The sequence below is a fragment of the Moorena sp. SIO1G6 genome (genome assembly GCF_010672795.1).
In the GTDB taxonomy this organism is placed as follows: domain Bacteria; phylum Cyanobacteriota; class Cyanobacteriia; order Cyanobacteriales; family Coleofasciculaceae; genus Moorena; species Moorena producens.
Genome location: NZ_JAAHFZ010000012.1, coordinates 23,754 through 48,762 on the forward strand (window position 1 = coordinate 23,754; position 25,009 = coordinate 48,762).

The 25,009-nt window shown below is 44.2% G+C and carries 19 protein-coding genes and 7 pseudogenes; 11 read left to right on the forward strand and 15 right to left on the reverse strand.

Features of this window, described 5'->3' with window-relative positions; translation table 11 throughout:
• Positions 1 to 565: 565 nt before the first annotated feature.
• Together F6K63_RS13340 and recQ are read left to right on the forward strand one after the other, a co-directional pair.
• Positions 566 to 3,886, forward strand: coding sequence for a HEAT repeat domain-containing protein (locus F6K63_RS13340; protein WP_287312339.1), 3,321 nt, complete (start codon positions 566 to 568; stop codon positions 3,884 to 3,886).
• A 79-nt stretch (positions 3,887 to 3,965) separates the two neighbouring features.
• Complete coding sequence (gene recQ / locus F6K63_RS13345) at positions 3,966 to 6,095, forward strand: DNA helicase RecQ (protein ID WP_287312340.1); 2,130 nt, start codon at positions 3,966 to 3,968, stop codon at positions 6,093 to 6,095.
• An 85-nt stretch (positions 6,096 to 6,180) separates the two neighbouring features.
• Here the strand turns inward: recQ and F6K63_RS13350 are convergent, their stop codons facing one another.
• On the reverse strand, positions 6,181 to 6,378 hold the full coding sequence (locus F6K63_RS13350; protein WP_287267516.1) for a helix-turn-helix transcriptional regulator: 198 nt from the start codon (positions 6,376 to 6,378) through the stop codon (positions 6,181 to 6,183).
• A gap of 418 nt (positions 6,379 to 6,796) precedes the next feature.
• On the opposite strand from F6K63_RS13350, the gene F6K63_RS13355 reads away from it, so the two are divergent.
• The gene (locus F6K63_RS13355) at positions 6,797 to 7,300 is read left to right on the forward strand and encodes a DUF29 domain-containing protein (RefSeq protein WP_287295155.1); all 504 of its coding nucleotides are present in this window, start codon (positions 6,797 to 6,799) and stop codon (positions 7,298 to 7,300) included.
• Between the two features lie 102 nt (positions 7,301 to 7,402).
• On the opposite strand, the gene F6K63_RS13360 is transcribed toward F6K63_RS13355, so the two are convergent.
• From F6K63_RS13360 to F6K63_RS13370, 3 genes are all read right to left on the reverse strand, one after another.
• Positions 7,403 to 8,086, reverse strand: coding sequence for a hypothetical protein (locus tag F6K63_RS13360; protein WP_131826917.1), 684 nt, complete (start codon positions 8,084 to 8,086; stop codon positions 7,403 to 7,405).
• 675 nt (positions 8,087 to 8,761) lie between these two features.
• Positions 8,762 to 9,610 carry a M48 family metallopeptidase gene (locus F6K63_RS13365; RefSeq protein ID WP_008183415.1) on the reverse strand — a complete coding sequence of 283 codons (849 nt, stop codon included), beginning with the start codon at positions 9,608 to 9,610 and terminating at the stop codon, positions 8,762 to 8,764.
• Between the two features lie 306 nt (positions 9,611 to 9,916).
• Complete coding sequence (locus tag F6K63_RS13370; protein ID WP_502708311.1) at positions 9,917 to 10,609, reverse strand: TIGR00266 family protein; 693 nt, start codon at positions 10,607 to 10,609, stop codon at positions 9,917 to 9,919.
• A gap of 165 nt (positions 10,610 to 10,774) precedes the next feature.
• On the opposite strand from F6K63_RS13370, the gene F6K63_RS13375 reads away from it, so the two are divergent.
• The gene (locus F6K63_RS13375) at positions 10,775 to 10,972 is read left to right on the forward strand and encodes a hypothetical protein (RefSeq protein WP_287312341.1); all 198 of its coding nucleotides are present in this window, start codon (positions 10,775 to 10,777) and stop codon (positions 10,970 to 10,972) included.
• Here F6K63_RS13375 and F6K63_RS13380 read toward each other — a convergent pair.
• From F6K63_RS13380 to F6K63_RS13410, 7 genes are all read right to left on the reverse strand, one after another.
• The gene (locus tag F6K63_RS13380; RefSeq protein ID WP_008183420.1) at positions 10,954 to 11,631 is read right to left on the reverse strand and encodes a TIGR00266 family protein; all 678 of its coding nucleotides are present in this window, start codon (positions 11,629 to 11,631) and stop codon (positions 10,954 to 10,956) included. The two genes, F6K63_RS13375 and F6K63_RS13380, sit on opposite strands and share 19 nt — an antisense overlap.
• Before the next feature lie 75 nt (positions 11,632 to 11,706).
• On the reverse strand, positions 11,707 to 12,366 hold the full coding sequence (locus tag F6K63_RS13385; protein WP_008183422.1) for a TIGR00266 family protein: 660 nt from the start codon (positions 12,364 to 12,366) through the stop codon (positions 11,707 to 11,709).
• Between the two features lie 134 nt (positions 12,367 to 12,500).
• Positions 12,501 to 12,653: a hypothetical protein gene (locus F6K63_RS13390; protein WP_008183427.1), complete on the reverse strand. Its 153-nt coding sequence runs from the start codon at positions 12,651 to 12,653 to the stop codon at positions 12,501 to 12,503.
• Between the two features lie 123 nt (positions 12,654 to 12,776).
• Positions 12,777 to 14,012, reverse strand: coding sequence for a hypothetical protein (locus F6K63_RS13395; RefSeq protein WP_287312342.1), 1,236 nt, complete (start codon positions 14,010 to 14,012; stop codon positions 12,777 to 12,779).
• A gap of 66 nt (positions 14,013 to 14,078) precedes the next feature.
• Positions 14,079 to 16,379: a CHASE2 domain-containing protein gene (locus tag F6K63_RS13400; RefSeq protein ID WP_008183432.1), complete on the reverse strand. Its 2,301-nt coding sequence runs from the start codon at positions 16,377 to 16,379 to the stop codon at positions 14,079 to 14,081.
• Between the two features lie 137 nt (positions 16,380 to 16,516).
• On the reverse strand, positions 16,517 to 17,431 hold the full coding sequence (locus tag F6K63_RS13405; RefSeq protein ID WP_287267524.1) for a DUF1822 family protein: 915 nt from the start codon (positions 17,429 to 17,431) through the stop codon (positions 16,517 to 16,519).
• A complete protein-coding gene (locus F6K63_RS13410; RefSeq protein ID WP_287267526.1) occupies positions 17,428 to 18,132 on the reverse strand; it encodes a sigma-70 family RNA polymerase sigma factor in 705 nt (234 codons plus the stop codon). Before F6K63_RS13410 ends, F6K63_RS13405 begins: the two co-directional genes overlap by 4 nt.
• A 468-nt stretch (positions 18,133 to 18,600) precedes the next feature.
• On the opposite strand from F6K63_RS13410, the gene F6K63_RS13415 reads away from it, so the two are divergent.
• Positions 18,601 to 19,197 carry a helix-turn-helix transcriptional regulator gene (locus F6K63_RS13415; RefSeq protein ID WP_008183441.1) on the forward strand — a complete coding sequence of 199 codons (597 nt, stop codon included), beginning with the start codon at positions 18,601 to 18,603 and terminating at the stop codon, positions 19,195 to 19,197.
• Between the two features lie 284 nt (positions 19,198 to 19,481).
• Here F6K63_RS13415 and F6K63_RS37805 read toward each other — a convergent pair.
• The 3 genes and pseudogenes from F6K63_RS37805 to F6K63_RS13430 all read right to left on the reverse strand — a co-directional run.
• A pseudogene (locus tag F6K63_RS37805) lies at positions 19,482 to 19,754 on the reverse strand (hypothetical protein).
• Between the two features lie 203 nt (positions 19,755 to 19,957).
• On the reverse strand, positions 19,958 to 20,170 hold the full coding sequence (locus F6K63_RS13425) for a helix-turn-helix domain-containing protein (RefSeq protein ID WP_071103122.1): 213 nt from the start codon (positions 20,168 to 20,170) through the stop codon (positions 19,958 to 19,960).
• Between the two features lie 117 nt (positions 20,171 to 20,287).
• A pseudogene (locus F6K63_RS13430) lies at positions 20,288 to 20,434 on the reverse strand (transposase); the annotation flags it as partial.
• A gap of 77 nt (positions 20,435 to 20,511) precedes the next feature.
• Here F6K63_RS13430 and F6K63_RS13435 point away from each other — a divergent pair.
• A pseudogene (locus F6K63_RS13435) lies at positions 20,512 to 20,728 on the forward strand (IS701 family transposase); the annotation flags it as partial.
• A gap of 46 nt (positions 20,729 to 20,774) precedes the next feature.
• Here the strand turns inward: F6K63_RS13435 and F6K63_RS13440 are convergent.
• Positions 20,775 to 21,950: pseudogene (locus F6K63_RS13440) on the reverse strand (RNA-guided endonuclease InsQ/TnpB family protein); the annotation flags it as partial.
• Between the two features lie 333 nt (positions 21,951 to 22,283).
• Here F6K63_RS13440 and F6K63_RS13445 point away from each other — a divergent pair.
• The 5 genes and pseudogenes from F6K63_RS13445 to F6K63_RS37810 all read left to right on the forward strand — a co-directional run.
• A pseudogene (locus tag F6K63_RS13445) lies at positions 22,284 to 22,725 on the forward strand (transposase); the annotation flags it as partial.
• A 403-nt stretch (positions 22,726 to 23,128) separates the two neighbouring features.
• Positions 23,129 to 23,341: a hypothetical protein gene (locus F6K63_RS13450; protein ID WP_287251826.1), complete on the forward strand. Its 213-nt coding sequence runs from the start codon at positions 23,129 to 23,131 to the stop codon at positions 23,339 to 23,341.
• Between the two features lie 26 nt (positions 23,342 to 23,367).
• A pseudogene (locus F6K63_RS13455) lies at positions 23,368 to 23,780 on the forward strand (transposase); the annotation flags it as partial.
• Positions 23,781 to 23,825: 45 nt separating this feature from the next.
• Complete coding sequence (locus F6K63_RS13460; RefSeq protein WP_008183453.1) at positions 23,826 to 24,407, forward strand: TetR/AcrR family transcriptional regulator; 582 nt, start codon at positions 23,826 to 23,828, stop codon at positions 24,405 to 24,407.
• A 401-nt stretch (positions 24,408 to 24,808) separates the two neighbouring features.
• Positions 24,809 to 24,913: pseudogene (locus F6K63_RS37810) on the forward strand (serine O-acetyltransferase); the annotation flags it as partial.
• Between the last annotated feature and the right edge of the window lie 96 nt (positions 24,914 to 25,009).

Here is a 25,009-nt window from a genome sequence, read left to right on the forward strand (position 1 = left end):
AAGTCCCCCTTATTAAGGGAAACGGGGGATCCAAACCCACACAAAAAAACCGACTCCCTACTCCCTACTCCCTACTCACTGCTCCCTAAGAGGAGCCCGGAAATCGATCTGGAAAGTCCCCCTTATTAAGGGGGATTTAGGGGGATCCAAACCCACGCAAAAAAACCGACTCCCTACTCCCTACTCCCTACTCACTGCTCCCTAAGAGGAGCCCGGAAATCGATCTGGAAAGTCCCCCTTATTAAGGGAAACGGGGGATCCAAACCCACGCAAAAAAACCGACTCCCTACTCCCTACTCCCTACTCACTGCTCCCTAAGAGGAGCCCGGAAATCGATCTGGAAAGTCCCCCTTATTAAGGGAAACGGGGGATCCAAAGCCACGCAAAAAAACCGACTCCCTACTCCCTACTCCCTACTCCCTACTCACTGCTCCCTAAGAGGAGCCCGGAAATCGATCTGGAAAGTCCCCCTTATTAAGGGGGATTTAGGGGGATCCAAACCCACGCAAAAAACCAGGCTTTCTAAATTGCTATAATTAAACTAATTAACTATAATTAGACATAAATGATAGAACCCTTGTCAGTATTAGCCGGTTGGGCAATCCCGAAAATAGGGGAATCGTTGTTAGAGATTGTTTCGGGACAAGGATGGGATAGCTTAAGTCAAGCTCTGAGTAAAAGTGATGTAGACAAGGCAATCAAAGGGGGAGAAGAGGCAGTTAAGAAATGGGAAAAACAACGGGATCCGAGCCAGCGCTTATTTTATTACGCTAGACCGGATGGCTGGAATGGAGTTAATAATTTTTTGCGCGACTATTTTACTAATTCTGCTGTTGTGGCGGAATTACAGAAACCGCTACTTAATCAAGGGAAGCCTGATCGGGAGATTTTAATCAGGGTATTTCAACAGCAAGGTGAAGCCAATGACATTAAACTGAATCAAGATAGTATTAAACCTTGGATAGAGAAATTTATTAATGCTTATTTCCAGCAGACCGATACTTATCTAAAATTTCAGGTAGCTAAACAGGATTATTGTGAGCAGCTAGCTAACTGGTTTGATGATGTCAAATTTGCTGGCATTGCTGTGCCTGGGCAAGAAGTAGAAAAATCCGAGAAGTTAGCCCAAATCTTTGTAATGCCAGATGTGGTGGAAGACGTATCAACTGCTGGCGCTTGGGAACGGGATTTGTTAGCAGCTGGTAGTGGGGAAACCTCAGAAATAGCACTATTAGCAAAGACGACTGGCCGCAAATTATTGGCGGAGCAGTTATTGAGCCAAAGTCAATCAAGACGAGTAGTGATATTGGGTGCGCCAGGCTCCGGAAAAACCACCTTGATGAGTTATTTTGCAGTAATGTTGGCTCAGCAAAATCCTGAGATTTTAGGATTAGATGCTGATACGGACTGGCTACCGATTTTAATTAGGATGCGAGATTTTGCGATAAATCTCGATAAAAGCCTGATCGACTATGCTCGGGTATTTGCTGAAAACACGATGTCAGTGAAACCGTTACCAGTAGGATTTTTTGAGCATTGGTTATCTGATGGGAGGGCGTTGATATTGCTAGATGGTTTGGATGAAGTGCCAGAAGAGGCTAAACGGAATGATGTAGTCAGGCGGATTGAGAATTTTTTGGGACAGTTTGACAGAAATCGCGCTATTATTACATCTAGACCGGCTGGTTATCGACGCGACTTTTTCCACACTGAGGAATTTCCCCACTATCAAATTGAACCCTTTGATGACCAGAAGATTTCGGCATTTATTGATAACTGGTATAACAGCAGGTTTCAAGATCAAGCCGAAGCTGAAAGGCGCAAGCATAGTTTACGAAAGGCGCTGGATGATAATGACAGGATTAAGCTATTGGCACGGAATCCGTTATTGTTGACAATTATTGCATTGATTCATCGGTATCAAGCTATATTACCTAAGGAACGGTTTGAGCTTTATAATTGTGCTGTCAAGACGTTGTTAACCTCTTGGGATGCTAACAAAGAAATCAGCAGTCATGGAATATTTAAGTATCTAGATTTATATGATTTACGCCGATTGATGGAATTGTTGGCTTATTGGATTCATACCCAGGGAAATGTTGAAGATAACGACAGCGGTACTTTGATAGACCGGGATGATTTGATTGATCAGTTGAGTCAGCAGATTAAAACCTTGAAGCAGGTGCAGTTATACCAAGCTGAAGAAGAAGCAGAAGCATTTGTCACCTTGATTCGCGATCGCACGGGTTTGTTGAATGAGCAAGGGCAAAATTGTTATGGTTTTGTCCATAAGACGTTTCAGGAATATTTGTGTGCTGAAGAGATTGACTATCAGGCGGATAATGAGGGGGATTTTGAGATTGTTTTGAGTCAGATTAGGGAGCATTTGCATGACTCCCACTGGCGCGAAGTGTTACTATTGCTGATAGCACAACAAAAACCGAAAAAGGCAGCGAGGGCGATTCGGGCAGTTTTGAATAATACTAGTAACTATGAGCAGTGGTTGCATCGTGATTTGTTGTTTGCTGGTAGTTGTTTGGCAGAAGACCCGAAAAATTTGCGTGGTGCTGATCGTGGGTTGGTGCAAGAGATTTTGGAGCGGTTGGTTGAGTTGGAGGTGACTAGTAAAAATCGGGTTGCCAAGAAGATTCGCGAGGAGGTTTTTCAGGTAATTTGTAGTTTATATGAAACGGATTTTCAAGCACAGGTATTGGCATTGTTGAAAGAGCAATCCGATCGAATTAATGAGTGCCGATTGCTCCACTATCGAGCCGAGTTAGGGGAAAAGGATCAGGTAATTACAATATTGCTAGCACAGCTAAAGGATCAGAATTCTGATGTGCGTGTGAGTGCAGCCGATGCCTTGGATAAATTGGGCAATAGCTCGGAAACTGTAATAAACGCCCTCCTAGCAAAGCTTCAGGATGAGAATTCTGATGTGCGTTGGAGGGCAGCCAGAGCCTTGGGTAAATTGGGCAACAGCTCAGAAACTGTAGTCATCACCCTCCTAGCAAAGCTTCAGGATGAGAATTCTAATGTGCGTGGGTGGGCAGCCGATGCCTTGAGCAGATTGGGCAACAGCTCAGAAACTGTAGTCAGCACCCTCCTAGCACGGCTTCAGGATCCCGATCCTGATGTACGTGTGAGTGCAGCCGATGCCTTGGGCAACTTGGGCAACAGCTCAGAAATCTTAGTCAGCACCCTTATAGAACGGCTTCAGGATGATGATTATTTTGTGCGTTGGAGGGCAGCTTATGGCTTGGGCAACTTGGGCAACAGCTCAGAAACCGTAGTCAGCGCCCTAATACCAAGGCTTCAAGATGATAATTATTTTGTGCGCGGTCAAGCAGCCAGAGGGTTGGGTAAATTGGGTAACAGCTCAGAAACCTTAGTCAGCGCCCTTCTAGCACGGCTTCATGATGATAATTCTGATGTGCGTGGGCAGGTAGCCAGAGCCTTGGGCAACTTGGGCAACAGCTCAGAAACCGTAGTCAATGCCCTTCTAGCAAGGCTTCAGGATGATCACTCTTATGTTCGTGGGAAGACAGCCATAGGCTTGGGCAACTTGGGCAACAACTCAGAAACCGTAGTCAACGCCCTACTAGCTCTGCTTCAGGATGATCGCTCTTATGTGCGTCAAGGGGCAGCCATAGGCTTGGGCAAATTGGGAAACAGCTCAGAAGCTGTAGTCAACGCCCTACTAGCTCTGCTTCAGGATAATGATTCTTTTGTGCGTAGCAGCGCAGCCCAAGCCTTGGGCAATTTGGGCAAAACATCCAATCATATTCTCCCTGCTGTGATTGAATGGATTGAACAACACCAGGATTCAGACTATGTGGGCAGTGGTATTGATGTGCTGTGGGATTTGGTTGTAGGTACGGAATAGGGAGTAGCGCTCTATGTTATAGTTTTTAGGCATAATAATCTTATCCCAACAATCAACTGATCGCAATCCCCTCACGACCATGGAACAGTCGCCATCCCTGGAGCATGCCCTTAAACATTTTTTTGGTCACGACTGTTTTCGGCCAGGACAGCAACAGATTATTGAAGAGGCGCTGCAAAATCAGGATTTACTGATTATCATGCCCACTGGGGGTGGTAAATCCTTGTGCTACCAACTGCCAGCGCTACTGAAACCGGGATTAACCGTTGTGGTATCTCCTCTGATTTCCTTGATGCAAGACCAAGTGACGTCTTTGGAAGATAATGGCATTGGGGCTACCTTTATCAATAGTACCTTGAGCTTCCAACAAATGCGATCGCGGGAAGCTGCTATCCTTGAGGGTAAGATAAAATTACTCTACGTATCACCAGAACGGTTACTGGCAGAACAGTTTATCCCATTTTTGGATAGAGTGCGATCGCAAATCGGTATTCCCACCTTTGCCATTGATGAAGCTCACTGCGTCTCACAATGGGGGCATGATTTCCGCCCAGACTATCGGCAACTAAAACTATTACGTAACCGCTATCCTAATAGCTCAGTGCTGGCGCTGACCGCTACTGCCACTAATCGAGTCCAACAGGACATTATCCAACAACTGGAATTGCGACAGCCCAAGGTTCACATCGCCAGTTTCAACCGTCCTAACCTTTACTACGACGTTCAACCAAAACAACGGCAAAGCTATCAACAGTTATTACAACAAATCCGTTCTCACCAAGGTTCTGGTATTGTCTACTGTACGAGCCGCCGTTCCGTAGAAGAAGTGGCTTTCCGATTACAGAATGATGGAATTTCTGCCCTACCTTACCATGGCGGAATGACAGATAAGGCTAGGGCAACCAATCAAAATCGGTTTATCCGGGATGATGTGCGGGTAATCGTAGCTACGGTAGCCTTTGGCATGGGAATTAATAAGCCAGATGTACGGTTTGTGATTCACTACGATTTACCTCGTAACATCGAAAGTTATTACCAGGAATCGGGACGAGCAGGACGGGATGGGGAACCAGCCACATGTACGGTTTTATATAGCGCTAGTGATATCTCAAAACTTCATTATCTGATTGATCAAAAGCCCGATCCCAAGGAACAACGGATTGCCTATCAACAGTTAAATCAGATTGTTGACTACGCAGAAGGCACAGATTGTCGCCGCCGGATTTTGCTGGGCTACTTTGGTGAGCGGTTTCCAGGGAATTGTGAGAAATGTGATAACTGTTGCTATCCTAAGCCACTAGAAGATTGGACCATTGAAGCTCAAAAATTCCTCTCTTGTGTAGCCCGGTGTCGGGAACGGTTTGGCATGAACCACATTATTCAAGTGTTGCGGGGCTCAAAAAGTAAGAAAATTGAGCAGTATGGCCATCACTTACTCTCTACTTATGGTATTGGTAAAGATCAAACTGCAGAGGCTTGGAAAATTCTAGTGCGATCGCTTTTGCACCAAGGATTAGTAGACCAAACCACCGATGGCTACTCTGTGCTGAAGCTCAATAAACTAAGTTGGGAAATCCTGCGCAAGCAACGTTCTGTTTACGTTCCTATTCCCCAGTCATCTGTAGAAAAAGCCTTAGGGGAAATTAACCCCAGAGTAGCTGAAGCCGAGATTCTGCTAGAGAAACTGCGGAAATTAAGGAAACAGCTCGCTGATCGCCAATCGATTCCACCCTATGTGGTCTTTGCTGATTCCACACTGAAACTAATGGCACAGCTGAAACCCAAAACCTTAGAGAACTTTGGGAAACTTTCTGGTGTTACTCAGTATAAAGTTACCCAGTATGGCGAGCAATTTGTTTCAGAAATTCAGGCATTTTGTCAAGAGCAAAAACTACCAGAACCCCTGCCCTCCAGTACCCATATGAAAACCCTGCAATTCTATCAACAAGGGTTAAGTGTAGAGGAAATTGCTCAACAACGAGGATATACTACCAGGACTATAATAGATCATTTGAGCCAATTAATTGAAATGAATCAGCCAGTGGATTTAAAACGACTGGTACCATTGGAACGTCATGAGCCAATTATCAAAGCAATTGAAAAAGTGGGTGATCAGTATCTAAAAAAAGTACGGGAATATTTAGGAGAACGTTACTCCTACGAAGACATTCAACTAGTCCGTGCTTGGTGGCGACGGCAGGGTAATTGATATAGTTATTGCTATCCGCAGCACTATAGATGAGTATGAAATGATCGCACAAAGCCATCCTGTGCTTTGGGTATAACCTTACATGTTACTGGAGCAGATCCTCAACTTTGAGATCTAAAATATCACACAAGGCTTTAGTCTGTTCTGGATAGAGCTTAGGCTTGTGCCGATCCGCCTCCCAGTTAATCACTGTAGACTCTACCACATCACAGGCTCTAGCAACTTGTATGCGGGTTAAACCTAGACTTTCACGGCGTTCTCGTAGTTTTTTTCCTAGGGACATTACCTTCTCCGGTGGTCTTGTAGCAGTAGTTTACCTAAATTTATTTGACTATTTATAGTTTATATTCTACAATCGGGTTTTGTGCAACAGGGCAGGTAAATTAATATCAATGATTTGAATTAAGACCATAGATGTAGGTGGGGAGGGTGGGAAGTGAGGCGTAGGGTGCGTTAGGGAAGGGCTCGCCCTCATTTTCCACCTCGTAGCCAGGGTTGAGATAGCCCGCCCCGTAACGCACCACTAAAGGTATTGAGCTAAAGGCTGACCACTGACCACTGACAGCTGACAGCTGAATTCTTAGCATGAAATTATTGTGTAGCGGCTTAAGAATTGGGATCGCCAAACAAATCAAAATCCCCGTCTAGGTAAGAGCGGGGAGTCTCCAAATGCTAGCATCAATTAATTGGGGAAATGAGCGATGACAACAACCCACAACCTTTATCAGCAAGACTTTTACTTATGGACCGAGGCAACTGCGCAACAGTTACGGGAGGGTGAGTTTACCCAAGTTGATGTAGCGAATCTGATTGAAGAAGTCGAAAGCATGGGTAAACGGGAAAAGCGCGAGTTAAAAAGTCGCTTGATTGTGTTGCTGATGCATTTACTGAAGTGGATGTATCAACCAGGGAAAAGGAGCGATAGTTGGATCAATACTATCACTGAACAGCGTATCGCTTTGGAAGAATTGCTGGAGGATAGTCCTAGTTTAAAACGGTGCGACCCAAGGGCGATTTACTCGCCCATTGGAAAGCGCACCGTAGCGTTTTTGCCAGAGGTCTTTGAGCAAAGTTATCAAAAAGCTCGGATTAAGGCAGCCCAGGAAACTGGGATTAAGTTGAGCACTTTTCCTTGTGAGTGTTCTTTTGCTCAGGAGCAGGTTTTGGAAGCTGGCTTTTTCCCAGAAGTGTTGAACAGGGGATAGAGAATAGGGAGCAGCGATGTAGTCGCTACTCCCTATTCTCTAAAACCCAGGAAAAAAGTACTTTAAGGAATAGAAAACTGGTATACTTAAACTCAGTAACTACTATCTGCGCCAAGAACTACCTGCATCTTTGCTGTCACCGACGGGTCCCTTGCCATCTTTCGGTGGATTGTAATCTGTGAATGGATTCCAACTCATGACAGTTGACAATTGTTTTGACTCAGGTTTGGGCGAGACAGGGTCAGAGGGCAAGGTTGATTGACCTGAAGACGACTTGGTAACACTAGATGCTTGTGGGTCAGTACACTCAGGATTTTCATCAATTACCTGGTGAAATTTGCAGAATGATCCGGCGTTTTCGCCGTCACCTACGGGGCCGTCTCCATCATTGGGTGGTGTGAAAGTATTTACCATCTGTAGTTGTGATAGTTGTAGTTGTCTTGATGCTGATATTGGTAACAGTTGTGGGTTACTAAACTCAGGATTTTCATGGATTAGCTGGTACAATTTCCAGAGAGATCCGGCGTCTCCGGTTTCACTGGGAGGTCCGTCTCCATCATTCGGTGGTGTGTAATTCATTACTATCGTTAGTTGTGATGATTGTGATAGTTTTTTGAATTCTTGGGATTCTTGGGATGATGATTGCTGGTCAATCGGCTGAGAATTACTATCGCTTAGTTCCTTGAATACCTTCAGTATCGTTGCTGCTAATTGTTGCCAGCGCTTTCTGATGTTGAGAGTGAAGGAAACTAGTGTTGTCCAAAGCTGCTTTAGCAAATTAATCATTTGAGAATACACCTTTTCTAGAAATTCATCAAACACCGGCCCAGGCGGCGTTTTTTCATTGCTACTTGTTACAGCGCCTCTCAAGCCAACTTTTCGCAGATGATCAGAAAAATTTTTTTTTGAAGCAAAATTTGCTTAGGTATTCTAGTTTCCTTGGTGTTTGAGATCAGATCCGGATCCATTTGAGTTGTGAACGATTACCCTTAGAAAAAGGCAAGGGGCAAGAAGCAAGAAGCAAGAGGGGAAAGATATCCGGCGTTTTATTGGATAAAAAAAAAGACCTTCTAGGTTTACATCTCATTTAGAAACCCAATAGGATTTGTCAATTGGGTGAGGTACAAGGTTCTCGGTTTTAGGGAGTAGGGACTTCCGAGCAGGTAACTTCGGATCAGGGAACAGATTTCGCACTTCGATTTGTAGTACGAAAAACACAGAGCGATCGCTGGATGATATAGCGCTACGCGCAAGGCAAAAGGCAAAAGGCAAAAGGCAAAAGTGGACTACAACAGCTTTTAAGCTTGTATAAATGTCCTAACCTTAATCGGTAGTGCTATATAGCGCTACGCGCTATAAAACCCCACCGTCTTTACGGTGTCCACAATTGGATGGGGTTTAAATCCCCATCCAATTGCCTTCAGCATAGCTGCCTTCAGCATAGCTGCCTTCTGCCCTCGTTTAATATGGGTATTCAACTGGACTTGATATCAGGTGAGATTGATTCAGATTTTCCGGGAGAGGCGATCGCTCCTTGAGAGGATAATTTTGTTCCTTAATCAGACGCTGTAGTCGGGTAACTCGCTTACCCGGAGATGGGTGACTTGATAAAAAATCCCAGGACGCTCCTCGTTTGTGACTCATTCTCGCGAAAAAATCTGTTGCGCCAGCAACATGACCATAAGTTTGCTGCAACAACCTCAAGCCAAACTCATCCGCCTGTTGTTCCTGTGACTGGGAAAATTTCGACTTAGAGAGTGTTGCCAATCCGGAAATAGCCAAAGATTCTAGGGCTCCTACATCACCAACAAAATAAGCGATCGCTGTCCGCAGCAGCAATGTTCTTCCCAAACTGCGCAGATGATCTCGGTGAGCAAAATGACCTAACTCATGTCCTAATACCATCATCAACTCATTTTCTGACTCGACCTGTTTCAAAAAACCGGCGTACACCACAATCACATCCCCCGGTAGTGCTAAGGCATTTACTGTGTCCTCTGGTAGATAAAGCACCCGGTAATCTCGTTGTCTAGATTGCTCCGGTGGTAGTTGTTTTTCCAATCGCGCCAGCAGTTGATTGAGGGTATCTTGAGTTGGTGATGGTTGAGCCTGCTGCTCATAAACCGGAACGATTACAGCTCCCAGCTTTTGCTCGACACTAGGAGGAATTAGCCCAATTAGACTGTTGATCAGCAAGTTCAACAGCCAAATAACCCCCACAATAAAACTGATAAATAGCCCCAATAAAATCAGTAGTTGACGGTTACTTGGTGGTGGGTTGCGACTCTGAGGTATATCTGGAGAGGGCATAATTAGTGATGGGGGATTAGTGATTAGGGATTAGTGGTAAGCATATGCGCGAAGCGCACGCTACTTGAGGTGCCGTCAGCTGTCAGCTGTCAGCCGTCAGCTTAAAATAAAATTGAAAGTCTGGGGAAAAGCCATTGGCCCTAGGCCAATAGCTGATAGCTCATAGCTGATAGCTGAACGCGATCGCGTGCGCGTAGCGCTTAAGCTGATACGCGACACGCTGATAGCTGATAGCTAATGGCTGAATGCTTACGATTAGTGATTAGGGATTAGTGATTAGCTTGCTATTTAGCTATTACCAATTTCTTAGTCACTCTTAGTTGGACGGAAAGGATTTAAAAAATTAATTAACCCATAAAGCTCACGAGATTGAATCCATAAGCGTCCTTCACCACTGAAACGACAGACTAACCCTTCTCCACCCAAAACTCCAGTTTTAAGACCTCGAAATGATAAACCACCCAGCACCTCAACCTGGTAATTTAGAGTATCTTCAAATGCCACGATATAGCCAGTGTCTACTACATAGTCACCCGCCACTGGAATTTCTACAATTGCTCCATAAGAACTAAACCAAAAATCCCCTTGGCCTGTAGCTCGAATCAGGAACAAAGACTCGCCACTGAAGAAGCCTTTAAAGCCTTGAAATTGCGTGTCAATTTCTATTTCTGGACTACAGGCAACAAATCCTGAAGACTGTACCATTAAACCCTGGTTTCTCAGGTAGTAATGCTGAATATCTCCAGGTACTCCTGGCGAAACATAAATTTGCCCAGGCTCTTTTTCAGCAGTAAACTCACTAACAAAAAATGATTCACCACTTACCATCCGACCCAGTCCTGTCATCAAGCCACCTCGTACTTTGGACTTCATCGAGATACTTGAGTCCATTGCTGCCATTGCTCCTGATTCAATTAAGACTGTTTGGTCTGCCTGTAAGTTTATAATCAAAGAGGCATAAGCGGGAGAATGCTCAATTTCGTAGTCAATTTTATTCATCATTTTTATGGCCTATCTATTATTATGTATTGTTAGAACTAATATCAAGGGATAGTAAACAATACTGTGTAAATAATTATGAATTCACGGGAAGTATAGCAGAAGTCAGAAGTCAGAAGTCAGAAGTCAGAAGTTAAACTCAAGCCAAACTGTAGTTTGAGACTTTTGTCATGTCCTAATTACCCTGGCGACTGCTATAACTCTACTCCCTACTCCCGACTCCCTACTCCCTACTCCCGACTCCCGACTCCCGACTCCCGACTCCCTACTCCCGACTCCCGACTCCCTACTCCCGACTCCCTACTCCCTACTTCAAGCAACAATCTTTATTTCCGTCCAGGTAATTATCGTGGTGGTAGTTGAGTACCAACTTGCCGACCAAAAGCACCAGTATTGTGGGTTTGACAATAGACTTTACCCTGCCCTTTAAATCGGCAAACCAGCCCTTCTCCACCTAGAAAAGCACCAATCCAGCTAGAGCCAGGTTTAGTAATCTCAAAGTTCAGGCTTTTTTCAAAGGCAACAATATGACCGGTGTCAACGATATACTCACCTTCCACTGGGACTTCATAAATTGCCCCAAATGAGTTCAGCAATACAGAACCATAACCACTAATAGTCAACCAAAAAATTGATTCGCCAGAAAACAGGGACTTAAAACCTTGAAAGCCTAAATCAATATCAACACCTGATTCACTGGCAAGATAAGAAGTCGCCTGCACTACCAACTCTTGACCATTCATTTGATAAACTAAAATATCACCTATGAATTTGGGCGCTAGAAAGATTTCGCCACCACCAACAGGAGAGCGAAAAACACTTAAAAACAGTGATTCACCACCTACCAAGCGTTTTAATCCACCAAAAATACCACCTCCTTTACCTTGTCGTAAAGTAGTGCTGGCATTGATGTAGCCACTCATGGCAATCATACAGCCTGCTTCTGCCACGAATTCTTGATTTTCATCCAGAACAACGCGAGCGATCGCACTATCTGGTTGATGTAATAGTTCTATTTCCATTTTTATAACGAAATTTAGGAAGGATAGTGTTAAAGATGTAGTGGTTTGGCTACGGTATAGTAAAGGATTAGGAAGCTAAACCTTAGGACGTAAATACTTGACTAAACCATCAACACTACGAGACTGTAGATAAATCTCACCCTGACCCCTGAGCCGATTCACAAAGCCTTCTCCAGAAGTTACAGACCCCAACAAGCCACCAGCTAACCCAATATTCATCATAATTCCTGGTTCATAGGCCACTAAATGACCAGTATCAACAATAAATTCCCCATTAATCTGCTTGCGAGTAAGACCACCATAAGCACCAAAGAAAACTGTGCCCTTACCACTGACTTTCAGTTTAAATAGTCCTTCACCAGAAAACCAACTCTTAAAACCTGCCCACCGAACACCCAGCTTAACCCCAGTAGTATGGCAAATATAAGCACCGGGTTGAAAACACAGACTGCGTTCTCCTAATTCCACACCAGCAATATCGCCAATTATGGACTGAGTAAGAACTAGGTTCAATGGTTGCTGAGTCTGATTGCTAAAGGTATTGACTAATAAAGACTCTCCACCAAAGAATTTCTTGAGCAAGCCAGAGAAGAAGCCACCAGAAAATTGAGTTTTCATGGTAAGCTGAGCATCCATACTGGTCATTGCCCCTGCCTCAGCAGTGATACTCTCACCAGGATCGAGAGTGACAAAAATTGCTGCAAAGGCCGGCTTGTAGCGAATTTCAGATTTCACTGTCAGATCTCCCGTTGCTGAGTGATAGGAATATTACTATTCTGGCAGAAAATTTTCTGCTGTCCAGATTTCTTTAATAAATTTAAGCAAACTCTTTATTTGCATTAATTCATAATAAGTTTGATTTTCATAGCTCACATTATCTTCCCAATCAAGGAAAAGAGTTGGGAGTTGGGAGTTGGGAGTTGGGAGTTGGGAGTTGGGAGTTGGGAGTTGGGAGTAGACAATTCTCCCTGCTCCCTGTTCCCTGTTTCAATATTTAATATTATATCAGGATAATTACTCATAAAACACCATTACCCTTGAAACCTTACTCCTTTACTTCTCCCTTCTTCCTTCTTCCCTCTGCCTTCCTTTCGCGCCTTGTGTAACTATTCAACCGGACATGATCTAATCCCTGAGAAATAGCCTTAATCTACTACGGAATCTTGGCAAGCGCCACAATGTTTACAGTAAGGTAAATATTTGTAAGTAATATTGTGGCAACTTTGGCATTCAACATATTGATAATAACCGCAGTGGGGACAGTAGTGATCATCGGGTTTAATTTTCTTGGCACAATTGATGCAGAGTAATTTTTTGACTCTGCTAGCTGCCTGAAGTTTAGGATTAAATACAATTTTTTGAAAAAACTTGATAATTCCAAAACCAATCAATGGAATAAACAAGATATAAACATAACTGACTAGGAAAAGTAACCTGCCGAAAATTTCACTAATTATATCAAAGATAAATTGAAAGATAGCGCCAACTTGAAGGAACTCAAAGATTCTAAAGATTAGGGGTATAAAAAATATTACCAGCAAATGCCAGCTAATCAGCGCGATCAGTCCATATCCTCTTCGTTGAGTAAATTTATGAATGGATAGGGCGATAAAAATCAGCGGCAGCAGAAAGAGCGATTGAAAAGCAAATTGGATACTTGGATACCATAAAGATGCCTGTTGATAGTTTTTGCGGATTGTCTTAAATTTATTCTCATCCTTAATAAAATCTATAAAACTAACACTTTCCGGTCTGGAAAGTAGTTCATTTTTAAGATTATTAATTTCCTGTTGAAGTCTAGAAATATTACGATTATTTTGCTCTAAGTTTTGTTTGGCTTGTTCAGCACTGACTTGATTAATTGATTGCTGACGAGATTGACCGGCAATTTTTTCTAAGAGTGTGGAATCATATTGTTCACGAATGGTGTTATTAGCCCGTTTAATGGTACTTATTTTTGATTTTTTTTGGTTAATAGCTTTTTCAGTTTTCTGGTTTTCGGGATTGTTAATCTTATCTTTGTATTCTGCATACTTCAAACAGGTTGTAAAAACTTTACCCAGATGTCCTTCTTCAGCTTGTTGATAGGATTGTTTAAAACTAGTTGATCCCAATGAACGGCTAATAATGTTATAGTCTTTATCTTGATCAGTTTGTCTACGGTAATTGTTCCACTGGTAATAACATGGATAAGTCTGAGCAGGACTCATCGGCCATGTGCTAATATCATTCAGTCCTGTAAACACATTGATTAAGATAAAAATATCAATCACCACAATCACAATCAAACTCACTTTGTTCAGTGGTTCGTTGCTGAGTGTCCTGGACTTACTTAAAAATTTACTTAAAAATTTACTTAAAATACGGTATATTCTGGCCATAATATTCAGTTTGTATAAATTTTTTTATCAAACAATTTATAACTGGTATAAATAATTATAGGATTTTTATACAGATAAAAATCCTATAATTATACCATCCAGAGCTAAGGGAGTGATCCCTCCAAGTGGTTTCCGGTAAACCACCACAATTACACTAGTGGCTACCAATGCTAAGGCTGATGGCACCAGAGGTACCCATACTCCTAAAGTAAATAGACCAAAGCATAGGAGATATAAAACCCCTGTCGCTGTGACCGTAGCGAGTCCCCAATACAGTATTCGACCATAGCGCCAGGCAATGGTAGCACCAATGATTGACCAAGCCCAAACCCAGAACAGGTCTCCCCAGACCGACCACACCGATAATAATGGACGCTCACCGAGGCCAGCACTGATCATCTGACTGACCATCTGAGCCTGAAGAATTACCCCTGGCATTTCTTGGTATGGCCACTCCAGGGCACTGTAGGGGGTAAGATGGTAATCCTTGGCAATCCTTGCAGTTATTCCGATCAGAACAATTTTGTCTTTGACCCACTCTGGTTTGACCTTACCCTCTAGCACCTCTGTGACAGTGACTCGTCGGGCTACAGTTTTCCGGTAATTGAGTAACACCTGGAACCCCCGATAATCACGATTGTGGTAACCCCCAGCATTAGCTGACAACTCTGTTAAGACAGTCTTACCCAAGCGTATTTTATTCATAGCAATGGTTTTTGCTTTGATTCGGTCTTGGGCTAAGTAATGCAATGCGACCCTAGCACTGAAGGAGTGGTCGGTGGCACAGGGGTCATCGTGGTAGGGATGCATAAATACAAGATGCCTACGGATAATGCCATCAGGGTCAGCCATGATATTGCTAAAACCAAGGCGGGATTCTGGCACCCCAGAGGGAGGTTTGATGCCTGAGTTTTTGGGGTTGTTAGCTTCCCTAGCGCTACACAGGGCAATGAATTTCTGATTTTGCTGTAACTGACGGCTCAATGCCTGGTGACCAGGTTCTCTAGGACGTTCGCGAAAGATATCTAAGCCAATCATTCGCGGTTGATCAGACTCTAGCTTGTCTAGGACTTGGGCTAGGGTTTGATCTGGGAGGGGATAGCCATAGCGCATGATCTCAGCATCTGTGGCTTCAACCACCAGCAAACGGGTGTCTACCCCTGGATTAGGTCGTAGCCGCATCAGCTGGTCAAATGCCTTTAGTTCCCAAAGCTGCAGCATTCCCAGCTGCCGGATCACCATGACTAAAATAGTAACCACCACACTGACGATCAGGGCCGATTGGAGCAGGTGGCGCTGGTGATTGCCACGCAACTGTTGCCAGGTTGGGGGTATGGCAGCGGGATTTTGACAAATCACTGGCAACCAACTGGCACAGGGACATTGATCTTCCAAACCTTGCAGTTTTTTCCGGGCTTCTTGCACTGCTAGATACAAGGACTTACCACTAGCAAAGGCTTTGAGAAAATATTGCAAAAACTGCTGTGCTACCAGATCCGGTACGGGCTCCCGCATAATAATCATGTGGGGAATGTGCAGCTGTTCTAGCTCATTGGCTAATCCTAAGCCATCACAAGAATTAAAAATTGCTAGGGACAACCCCCTTTCTATGGCTTTTTTGAGGGCTTCTCTGAGTTCGTCAATGGTTAAGCTATCGGTCTGATTGATATGAATCCGACCCCTTCCTGCCTCGGTTTCACTATGACCTGCGAAAAACAGAATATCCCAAGGTTGCTCCCACAGGGCTTCGTTGAGCTTCTGCCGTGGTTCTTCTACCAGAAAGGTAATGTCTGCAAAGGGTAAATTCTCTAATAATTGTCGGTCTTGTTGGATATTAATCCCTTCGCTATTGCCCAAAATCGCTAGAATTCTAACCTTGTGTCGATCACGGCTTTGGTTCGATTTGCCTGGTTGTTCATACTCTGGAGTACTTAGGGCAATTTCTGCTTGGTGGTAACGCTCTAAAAAGTCCCACTGATGCCAAGGAAGCTGCCTGAGCTGGGGATTTTTGGTACGAATCAGCACCCGGACTTCTTCGGTAGTGCCCACTTTTTCCAACCACTTTTCCCGCAGTGGACTAAATAACTCTGACTTCAGCCACCGATTTAAGCGATCGCATAATCCCTGACTCTGGTTGTTGATGGAACCACCGATTGCCACTCGTTTGATTTTGATTGCCCGCAAAGAGCTCCCCAGACTGCGATAGGTTGACCGCCACTCGTGATAGTGGTTGACTAGATTGGGTGCTGGAGGCAATCTGCCAGTAAGTTCTGTTTCCGGACCTTCGCCTTCTGAGCCAATTTCCAGAGTGACCCGAAAACCTTCCTCAAAATCCCCATCCAGCTTAAGAGTTACTAGCTTTGCCATTGGCTTAGTTTTTTAACGGTTGACGGTTGACGGTTTACTGTCAACCGTCAAAAATCAGTATTTTGTCTAATGTTATTCCTAGTTATAGCGCGTACTGAATAGGGAACAGGGAATCGGGAACAGCGGATTTGGGAATTTCAGATCACAAACTCTTCGATCACACTGGCATTATCCAGAGCAACCTTGACACTGAAACGGTCTCCGGCTTCGCAACTAAAATCCAATTGAATGGCTTGATCCTGGTTTCTGGCTTGGGCATTGATCAGCATTTCTTGCTCCTCATCTAGCAAGAGCAACTGCAGATTGGGGGGTAGATAGGTTTGACCATTGATGGGATTGAGTTGTAGGAGAACATTCAGCTTCGTTTCGGATTCTGGGGTGAGTTCCACAACCAGAGCCACCCCTTGATTAGGTTTGCCCCATTCAATCTGTTTACATCGCTTAATGGTCTGAGACTTGGTTCTAAAGGCGAAAGCTGGCTGAGAACCTTGGTTACCTAAAAGGGTTTCCAAACTCTGCCAACCTGCTTCAAAGATATGCTCCAACCATTGACTGAGTTGTGTCATAGGTTGAAATTGATCGAGGTAGGCTGGTAAATCTTTAAGCGATCGCAATTGGTGGATGACTAATTCACCGGTTTCCGAAGTTGCGGAAAATCCCAGCAGCGTGGCTTCAGTATGGTCTTGATCAATCTCAACGACTACATAGCCAATCCGGTTAAATCTTACCTCCTGGGGAATGGGACAAGTCAAATCACCGGGTTTGACAGGCCGACATTCCAAGCGCCCCAAACCGGTTACCCTCAGGTCAGCCACATTTTCAGCCAAGCCCACTACTGAATTCCAGCTATCCCCTGCGGTTAGGTCAGTGGGAATACCCAGAATCCGTAAGTAGTTATTCACCGCACACACTGCCAGGGTGTTGAGATAGACTTGTTCAGCCTTTTGCGTGGTGGGTTGGTACTGAGCAAACTGCTGGGCTATCTCTAGGGCCGACTGGGTAATCGGCATGGGGATTGACCAATCTGCTAGCATGTTGGCGTTGTGTCTCATGATTTTTTCCTAGGTTGGGGTTTTGTGGTGCTTTTCGAGCTACCAGTCTTTGACTTTTCTTCTATATATCCCTGGCATACACCGAATTTTCGCAACAGGGGTAAGCATTTACGGTTATAGAATTTGGGCAAATCTTTAGCTTCTGGTGGGGTTAGCTTAAATTCTGCTGCAATCGTTTTCCAAGGCTGATCAGGAGGGAGTCGCCGCTGGATTAGGACTTGGGCATTAATCTCAGGGCGTTTCCTAAAGCAAGTCTGACGTAATACTCCGTCTGGGTCTGTCTTAACCCAATCCAAGGTTTTTTGCCATATTTTCATAACTGGCTGTAGATCAGGAGCAGCTGGTACCCTATCTACAGGGTCAATAGTTTTACCTTCCTCTGTGCTTAGGCCAGTAATTTGCCGCTTCTGTTGCCTATAGCCAGCATCTCGAAATCGTCTCAGTCGCTTTTTTAGTTCATCGTCGAGCCAAGTAATCACACCTTTGATAGTCGGGTCATACTCTTCAGGATGGCCACAGCAATATTCCCACATCTCTTGGAGAGCGTCATTATAATAAGAGCTATATTCTTTCCAAAGCTTGCCGGATTTCATCACTAGTAGATGTACCTCGCTCAGTTTTTGCCGACGTTCCAGACTTAATGGTGGATGATTACATGCTTCAACTATCAGCTGACGGAGTATTCGATCTAGATTTTTCATCGGTTATGTCCCTGTTGTAAATGCGATCGCGTAGCGTGACCTACGGTCAATCGTGTTTAGTACGCATTAGTCTATCGATAGCGGTTCTCAAGTTAGTTGTTAGTAGTTTGTTGTTTATGTTGGTAGATGCTTACACTAACTACTAACCTCTACTCCCCATGAGAAGCGCTACAAAGGGCAGCCCGAAGACTGGACTCAGTATTGACCATCCCTAGACATCTTAGGCATCAATGTTGGGGAATGGCAAAAGTCACCCAGTATTTATTTACACGAGTGATCGGGGGGTTTTTCGCAAAAAAGCCCAAAAAAAATTTTTGTCGGATTTTTTTGCGAAAACCCTGGTTGAGAGGTGCTGTAACAAATGGCTAAGCCAAGTGTGATTCAACAGGTGCGACTCGTGGCGAATTTAATTCTTAATGGGTCAAGCACACCTAAACAGTTTAAATCCAGTTAGTGCGTCAACAGACCATGTATACTCTCACCAACACTCTAGAAAAATCCGCTCCTCAGGTGCAACAGTTAGACAATGGTCTACTGCAAGGAGTACTAGAAGGTTTTATTGACGGTGTTTTAATTCTGAATACACAAGGAGATTTGGTTCATAGCAATGAAACCGCTCGTGTTCTTTGTGAGCAACTTACTCCGAACAGCAAACATTTTACGGTGGTGCCTAAAGAAATCTGGCGTGTCTGCCAAGCCTTGAAAGAAAGTGATGAATTCTATGCCCATCAATCTGTAATTATAGATTCAGAGATTACTACGAGTCACTCCACAACCTTTCGGATTCGGGCTAGATGGCTCAACCTGAGGATATCTGAGCAGCGTTATATTATAGTTACCCTCGAAGACCAACGTCAATCCATTCATAGTATAGCCCTAGCTGAAGTTCAGAAATATGGCTTAACTGCCCGTGAGGCAGAAGTCTGGTTACTGCGTCGAGTCAATTACTCCTACAAAGAGATTGCTGCAGAACTGTTTGTTACCCTCAATACGGTGAAGAAGCACATGAAAAACATTCTTGCCAAGCAGCAAATGGCGATGATGATGGAAGAAATGGCTGCTTAGGGGCATAATTAGCGATTTGGAAGACAGAAATTCTTGGTGATGTGGGCATTTAGGGACCACAACCACTACAAAGACAACGTTTTAAACACTACTCCGTAGGACAACTGACAAAATGCCCTGTTTAGGGCATTTTTTTGTATTAGCGATCGCGCTCAATGGTTTCCAAATGAGATGTAAACCATTGAGGTATTTTTTTATTGTAAAATAACACTCCGAATCTCTTGACAATCTTGCCTTTTGCCTCTTGTATGCAAGCAAATTTCTGCAATACCTGTGTTTACAAATCATATAAAAACACGCTGATTGCGGTTGTCATAGTAATCGGTTAAACAAGATTGTTTCCCGATTACCAATTCCCGATTCCCGATTCCCGATTCCCGATTCCCGATTCCCGATTCCCGATTCCCGATTCCCGATTCCCGATTACCGATTCCCGATTCCCGATTCCCGATTACCGATTACCGATTACCGATTCCCGATTCCCGATTCCCGATTCCCGATTCCCGATTACCGATTCCCGATTCCCGATTCCCGATTCCCGATTCCCGATTCCCGATTCCCTACAGATTTTGCCCCCAAAAATTTTTTCTGATTGTTTTGCGAAAAGTTTGGTTCACAGGCGCTGTAACAAGTAGCCAATAAAATGGCGATAATCCTCTCCTGTTTTAGTTTTTGATTAACTGTTGGGACACTGTCCCAGGTTAATAGGAAAGCGTTACGCCCCATATGGGGCGTTTTTTTTTAGGTAGATCCCAACAGTTCAATCAGTTACCCACTTTGCCAATTCATCTAGGGTAACTTTCAGCAGGTCACACAATACCTTGAGCTGATTTGGGTACAGTTTGGGGATATGCCTGCCCGCTTCCCAATTTTGCACCGTGGTAACGGTTACGCCCAATTCATGAGCGATTTCCCGCTGGGTGATATTTAGGGATTCTCGTCTTTTTTTTAGGTTGTCCCCTAAATTAGTCATTACTGTCCTATTTAAAAGTTAACATAATTAAGTTTACTGAGTTATATGTTACCGCTAATCTCACCAAAAAAAATGGGTCTGTTCGCGTAGCGTCGGCTTTGCCGAAGCCCCGTCCTTCTAGGACGGCTTTCTTTGATTGTTGATGTACTCTTTCAGCACCTCAATAGAAGCTCCAGCAACGGAAGCAGCAAAATAGCTAGGAATCCATAGTGCTGGTTTTCCATTTGGCTTCGGATATCCATTTTGTCCGTATCTGCGACTAGTGGGACTTAAACAATAAAAAAGGTGTTTTGAGGGTATAATACTTGCTAAGCCGAGTTTTCACGTCGAGGTCAATCCTGATCAAACAGACAACTCCCGCAGCGATGCCACCTTGCTTTGAGAGATGGTGTAAGCACTTTGATGAGGTGTTCAAAACAAAGGCTCAAAAAAGGGAGTAAGGGCACACTCATCGGGGGATTATTGGGGGAAAGTGAGAGAAAAAACCTTGATCAGATCGCCGAGAATGCTGTTGGTGTGACTTACCATGGATTACATCACTTCTTGACGGAGGCTCCTTGTTGACACTCCCCATGGCTATAAGCCAGGGGATTCTCGGAAAGCGCGATCCAACTTGCTCAACCAGGTCGGAACCAAGCAGAGTAGAGGTCGAGTCTCCCCGAGCGTTGAGGAAAGTTCCGGTGTGCCCCACCGTACTTAAGGCTCTCGTTAAGATGTTGATTGCGGCATTGTGGTCTCGGTCTAACTCACATCCACATTTACAAACATGAGTTCGAGTTGATAACGACTTCTTGACTACTTCACCACATGCCGAGCAGTTTTGGCTGGTATAAGCAGGGTTTACTGCAACAGTGACCCTGCCAAACTTTTCACCAAAATGTTCCAGCCATTCCCGAAACTTGTACCAACCTGCATCATTAATAGATTTAGCCAGACAATGGTTTTTAACCAGGTTTTTAACTCTCAAATCGACCTAGGCGACCAAGTCGTTAGACCGGATTACGCAACGTGCAACTCTCTTTGCATGTTCTTCACGCTGCCTACTTATTTTAAGATGCTGTCTGCCTAGTCTATTAATCGCTTTCTTTCGGTTAGCGGAGCCTTTCTTTTTTCGGGAAACTCGGCGTTGATAGAACTTTAATCGTTTCTCGCCTTTTCGGTAAAATCTAGGATTGGGTTCTGCATATCCATCTGAGTCCGTATAAAACTCTTTTAAGCCAACATCTAGGCCGACATTACAGCCAGTGGCTTGTAACGGTTCTGAATTATTTGCTTTTACGCAAAACTGAATGTAGTAGCCATCAGCTCTTTGGACTATGCGAACCCGCTTTATGAGCTTCTGGTCGAATCGCCATAAGTCCCAGGTACCCTTGAGCTTTACTTGCCCAATACCCTTTTTGTCCGTGAATTTTATCGACTTCCTGTCTGGGGATAACTTCCATCCAGATTGCTTATACTCGACTGACCTAGAATGTTTCTTGAACTTAGGGTATCCTTTCTTTCCAGGGACTTTCTTTTTGCAGTTATCAAAGAAGCGTTTAATAGCGCGTTCTACGTTCTCAACAGATGCTTGACAAGCATGGCTGTTAAGATGTTTAACAAATTCCAATTCATCCCTTAGTTGAGTGTTGTAGCGATAGAGTTCTTTCTTTCCAATCCCGGGATTATCCATCCAGAATCGGAGCACCTTGTTTCTGACAAAGCGAGCTGTCCTAATAGCTTCATTTATTGCTACTTTCTGACTCTCTTTTAAGACAGCCTTGAACTCCATTACCAGCACTCTATTATCACCTCCTTTGGTGTAGTTTCTTTACTTACTATTATAGTCGTTCGCGCAGCGTCGGCTTTGCCGAATCCAAAGATGCTAAAGTTCCCGAATAGTTAGGGAATAAATTCCCGTTCGGGCTAACCCCATGGTTTGAAGTTACCGTAAGGAGAGTGGAGCCTTGTCTTGATGCAGTCGCTCATGGGGGAAACCCCCAAGACCGCGCTGCATCGCTAATCAATAAGTTTTAACCTTTTTATGCATAGCCTGCCAACCATAAAGGCTCCACTCTCCTAAGGTTTCGTCTCCGGGATAGAATCCAGGGGCTTGCGCCCTCAGGGTCTTCGGTCATACCAGGAGGTGAATGAACGTCGGTTACAAATTATGCATAAGTGTTCCCAAACAAAAATCAGACGAGGATTAAACTTAATTATTGATGATTCGGGGCATAGAAAAAGTGGTAACTTTACTAAGGTCGTTGTCCGACAGTATATTGGTGAAATTGGCAAAACAGACAATGGAATAGTCATGGGTTACACTCATCTGTATGACGAAAAAAAGCCTACCATTAGACATAGAGTTGTCCCAACACGCTAATTCATTGCCCTCAGGAAAAAAAGACGAATAATTTAAAAATAAACCTGAACTCGCTTGAGAGTTAGTAGATAGAAGTCTAAGCAGAGGATATAAACCGGGAGTGGTACTAACTGATACTGGGTATGGGAATAACTCAACATTAGTGAAAGAATTGGAAAAAAGACGATTGAACTATTTAGAGGATATCTCCCAAGTTTTTTGATACTGAATTTTGCCCCCCTAGCCCCCCAATTCTGGGGGGAACAAGAATCAATTTGCGGCTAAAAGTCCCCCAAAATTGGGGGATTTAGGGGGCTTTGATGTAGCAAATGAGACTTCTCAGACAACCTCTTAGTAGGGTTGGCCAAAAACCGAAGAGGCGCGCGTTCCAATGGGCAGGTAAACTGCCCTTGGGTCGCGCCTCAAAGTAATAATAAAAACCGAGTCAAGGACAGAAACAGAACAATAAATTCGATTAGACGAGTTAGCGCGCGTCCCTATCAAAAGAGGACTTAACTCCGGTTAAACTCAATCTAAAAAAGCCGAAAACCCTTTGGGTAGCTACCTTCACCGGGAAAATCTCAGCTAATGAAGGAGAAAAGAGTTTTGCTATCGTCATGAATGCCAACTCAGCACCAGGAGCCTCAGATATCGGCGTTGCTGAATCAAGGAATGAATACGCGATCATCTGGTTTTGGTCAAGCCCCCGTGGGTCCCCCAGCGAGCAATCCCTCGCTGGGGGACGCAAGAAAGTCTTATTCCCCCACCGGTGCGCTTTCCGTCGGCGAATTAAATTCGCCACGGGTCGCACCGCAAAATTGGGGGGCTAGGGGGGCAAAACCATACCCAGAATCAGCAACGCCCAGATATCGACTACTTTATGACTAACGTAGAGTCATCAATAGTAAACCCAGAGTGGATAGTTCAAACTTATTCTCAAAGGAATTGGATTGAAGTCTTCTATCGTGAAGCTAAAGGCTGGTTAGGTTTACGAAAATATCAAGTGAGGAATAAACGCAGTTTACTAAGGCATTTTCTTTTAGTTTATTGTGCTTATAATTTTATCATTTGGCATCAAATTACTGGGGGGTTAAGAAGGCAATGGGCTAATAAACCTTGGCCAAAGGCCACCCTACGCGAATGAACACCTTTACAGAAGCAATGGATGCAAATCGTACTGCAATGTCTTTCCGGTTCTTTAATTGGCTTACCTACCATCAGGAGGTATTTGCCTCTTATCAAGCCACTTTGGGGTATATTTGGGCTTGATTTTTGTCTAAGTCCCAATAGTCAAAATTGTGCTAACCTAAAACTATGGTTGGAAGAAAGCTAGAGTTCGACCGGGAAGAAGCCCTAGAAAAAGCTATGGACTTGTTCTGGTCTAAAGGCTACAATGCTACCGGGCTCAATGACCTGCTCAAGCACATGGGCATCCAACGCCAAAGCCTGTACAACACCTTTGGTAGTAAACATTCTCTGTTTTTGGAGGCAGTACAGCACTATGGACAAACCGTAGTCTGCTGCATTGAGCAACGGTTGAATGAACCGGGCTCTCCCTTAGAAAACATCCGTAATCTAATCAGAGGGTTGGCTTCTGAGGCTATCTGTCCCAAATATCGTGGGTGTATGATGGCCAATACCATGATGGAGTTGGCTCCCCATGACCCAGCAGTGGCTAAGATGGTTCAGTGCCTAACCCGGCAGGTGGACAAAGCCTTGGAGCGGGCATTAGAGAGGGCTGTAGCCGCTCAGGAGTTGCCAAGGGAGGCTAATCCACGTCAACTCGCTCGCTTTCTACATCATGTTATATTGGGATTCAATGTCCGAGGTAAAATACATCCAAGTTGTTCTTATCTAGATGACATTCTGGAGGTAGCTTTGTCTGTACTCGAATAATCGGTTCAGAGGTAGCAAAATTTTTTTTGGTCATTTTTTGACTAAATGGTCAAAAAATACCGTGATTTGATCCAATCACCCCTGGTTCAATGGGTGCATCTCATATTTGAAAATTTTGCGTAGGGTGCGTTAGGGGGGCCGAGGATTTTCTCGGTAACCACGGTTAGGTTGCTGCCCGTAACGCACCACCGAGTAAAACAGCTTTAATGAGATGCACCTGCTTAAATCCCGAAATAATTCTCAAAAGCTCAGGAAGTCATAGTCATTCAGGAGACATGTCAATGCTACAACCTATTACGTTTACTAGAAGCCAAGACATCAGTAGCAAATCCCAAACCGTTGATGTACCAACAAACCCCGCTGCACCATCTGATGCTTCTTCTAGGTCTACTACTTCCTCCCTGGCTTTTGGTTGGTGGCAAACCCTTTGGGCAGATATCGACGTTATTTTCACAAGAGACCCCGCTGCCCGAAATTGGCTAGAAGTACTCTTTTGCTATCCTGGCACAGGACAAACTGCCCGATGTAGAGGCCAAGCTAATTCGGACATTGATAGACCGCATCGCTACTTTGGAACAACAGGTGCAGGATTTGAAGGAGCG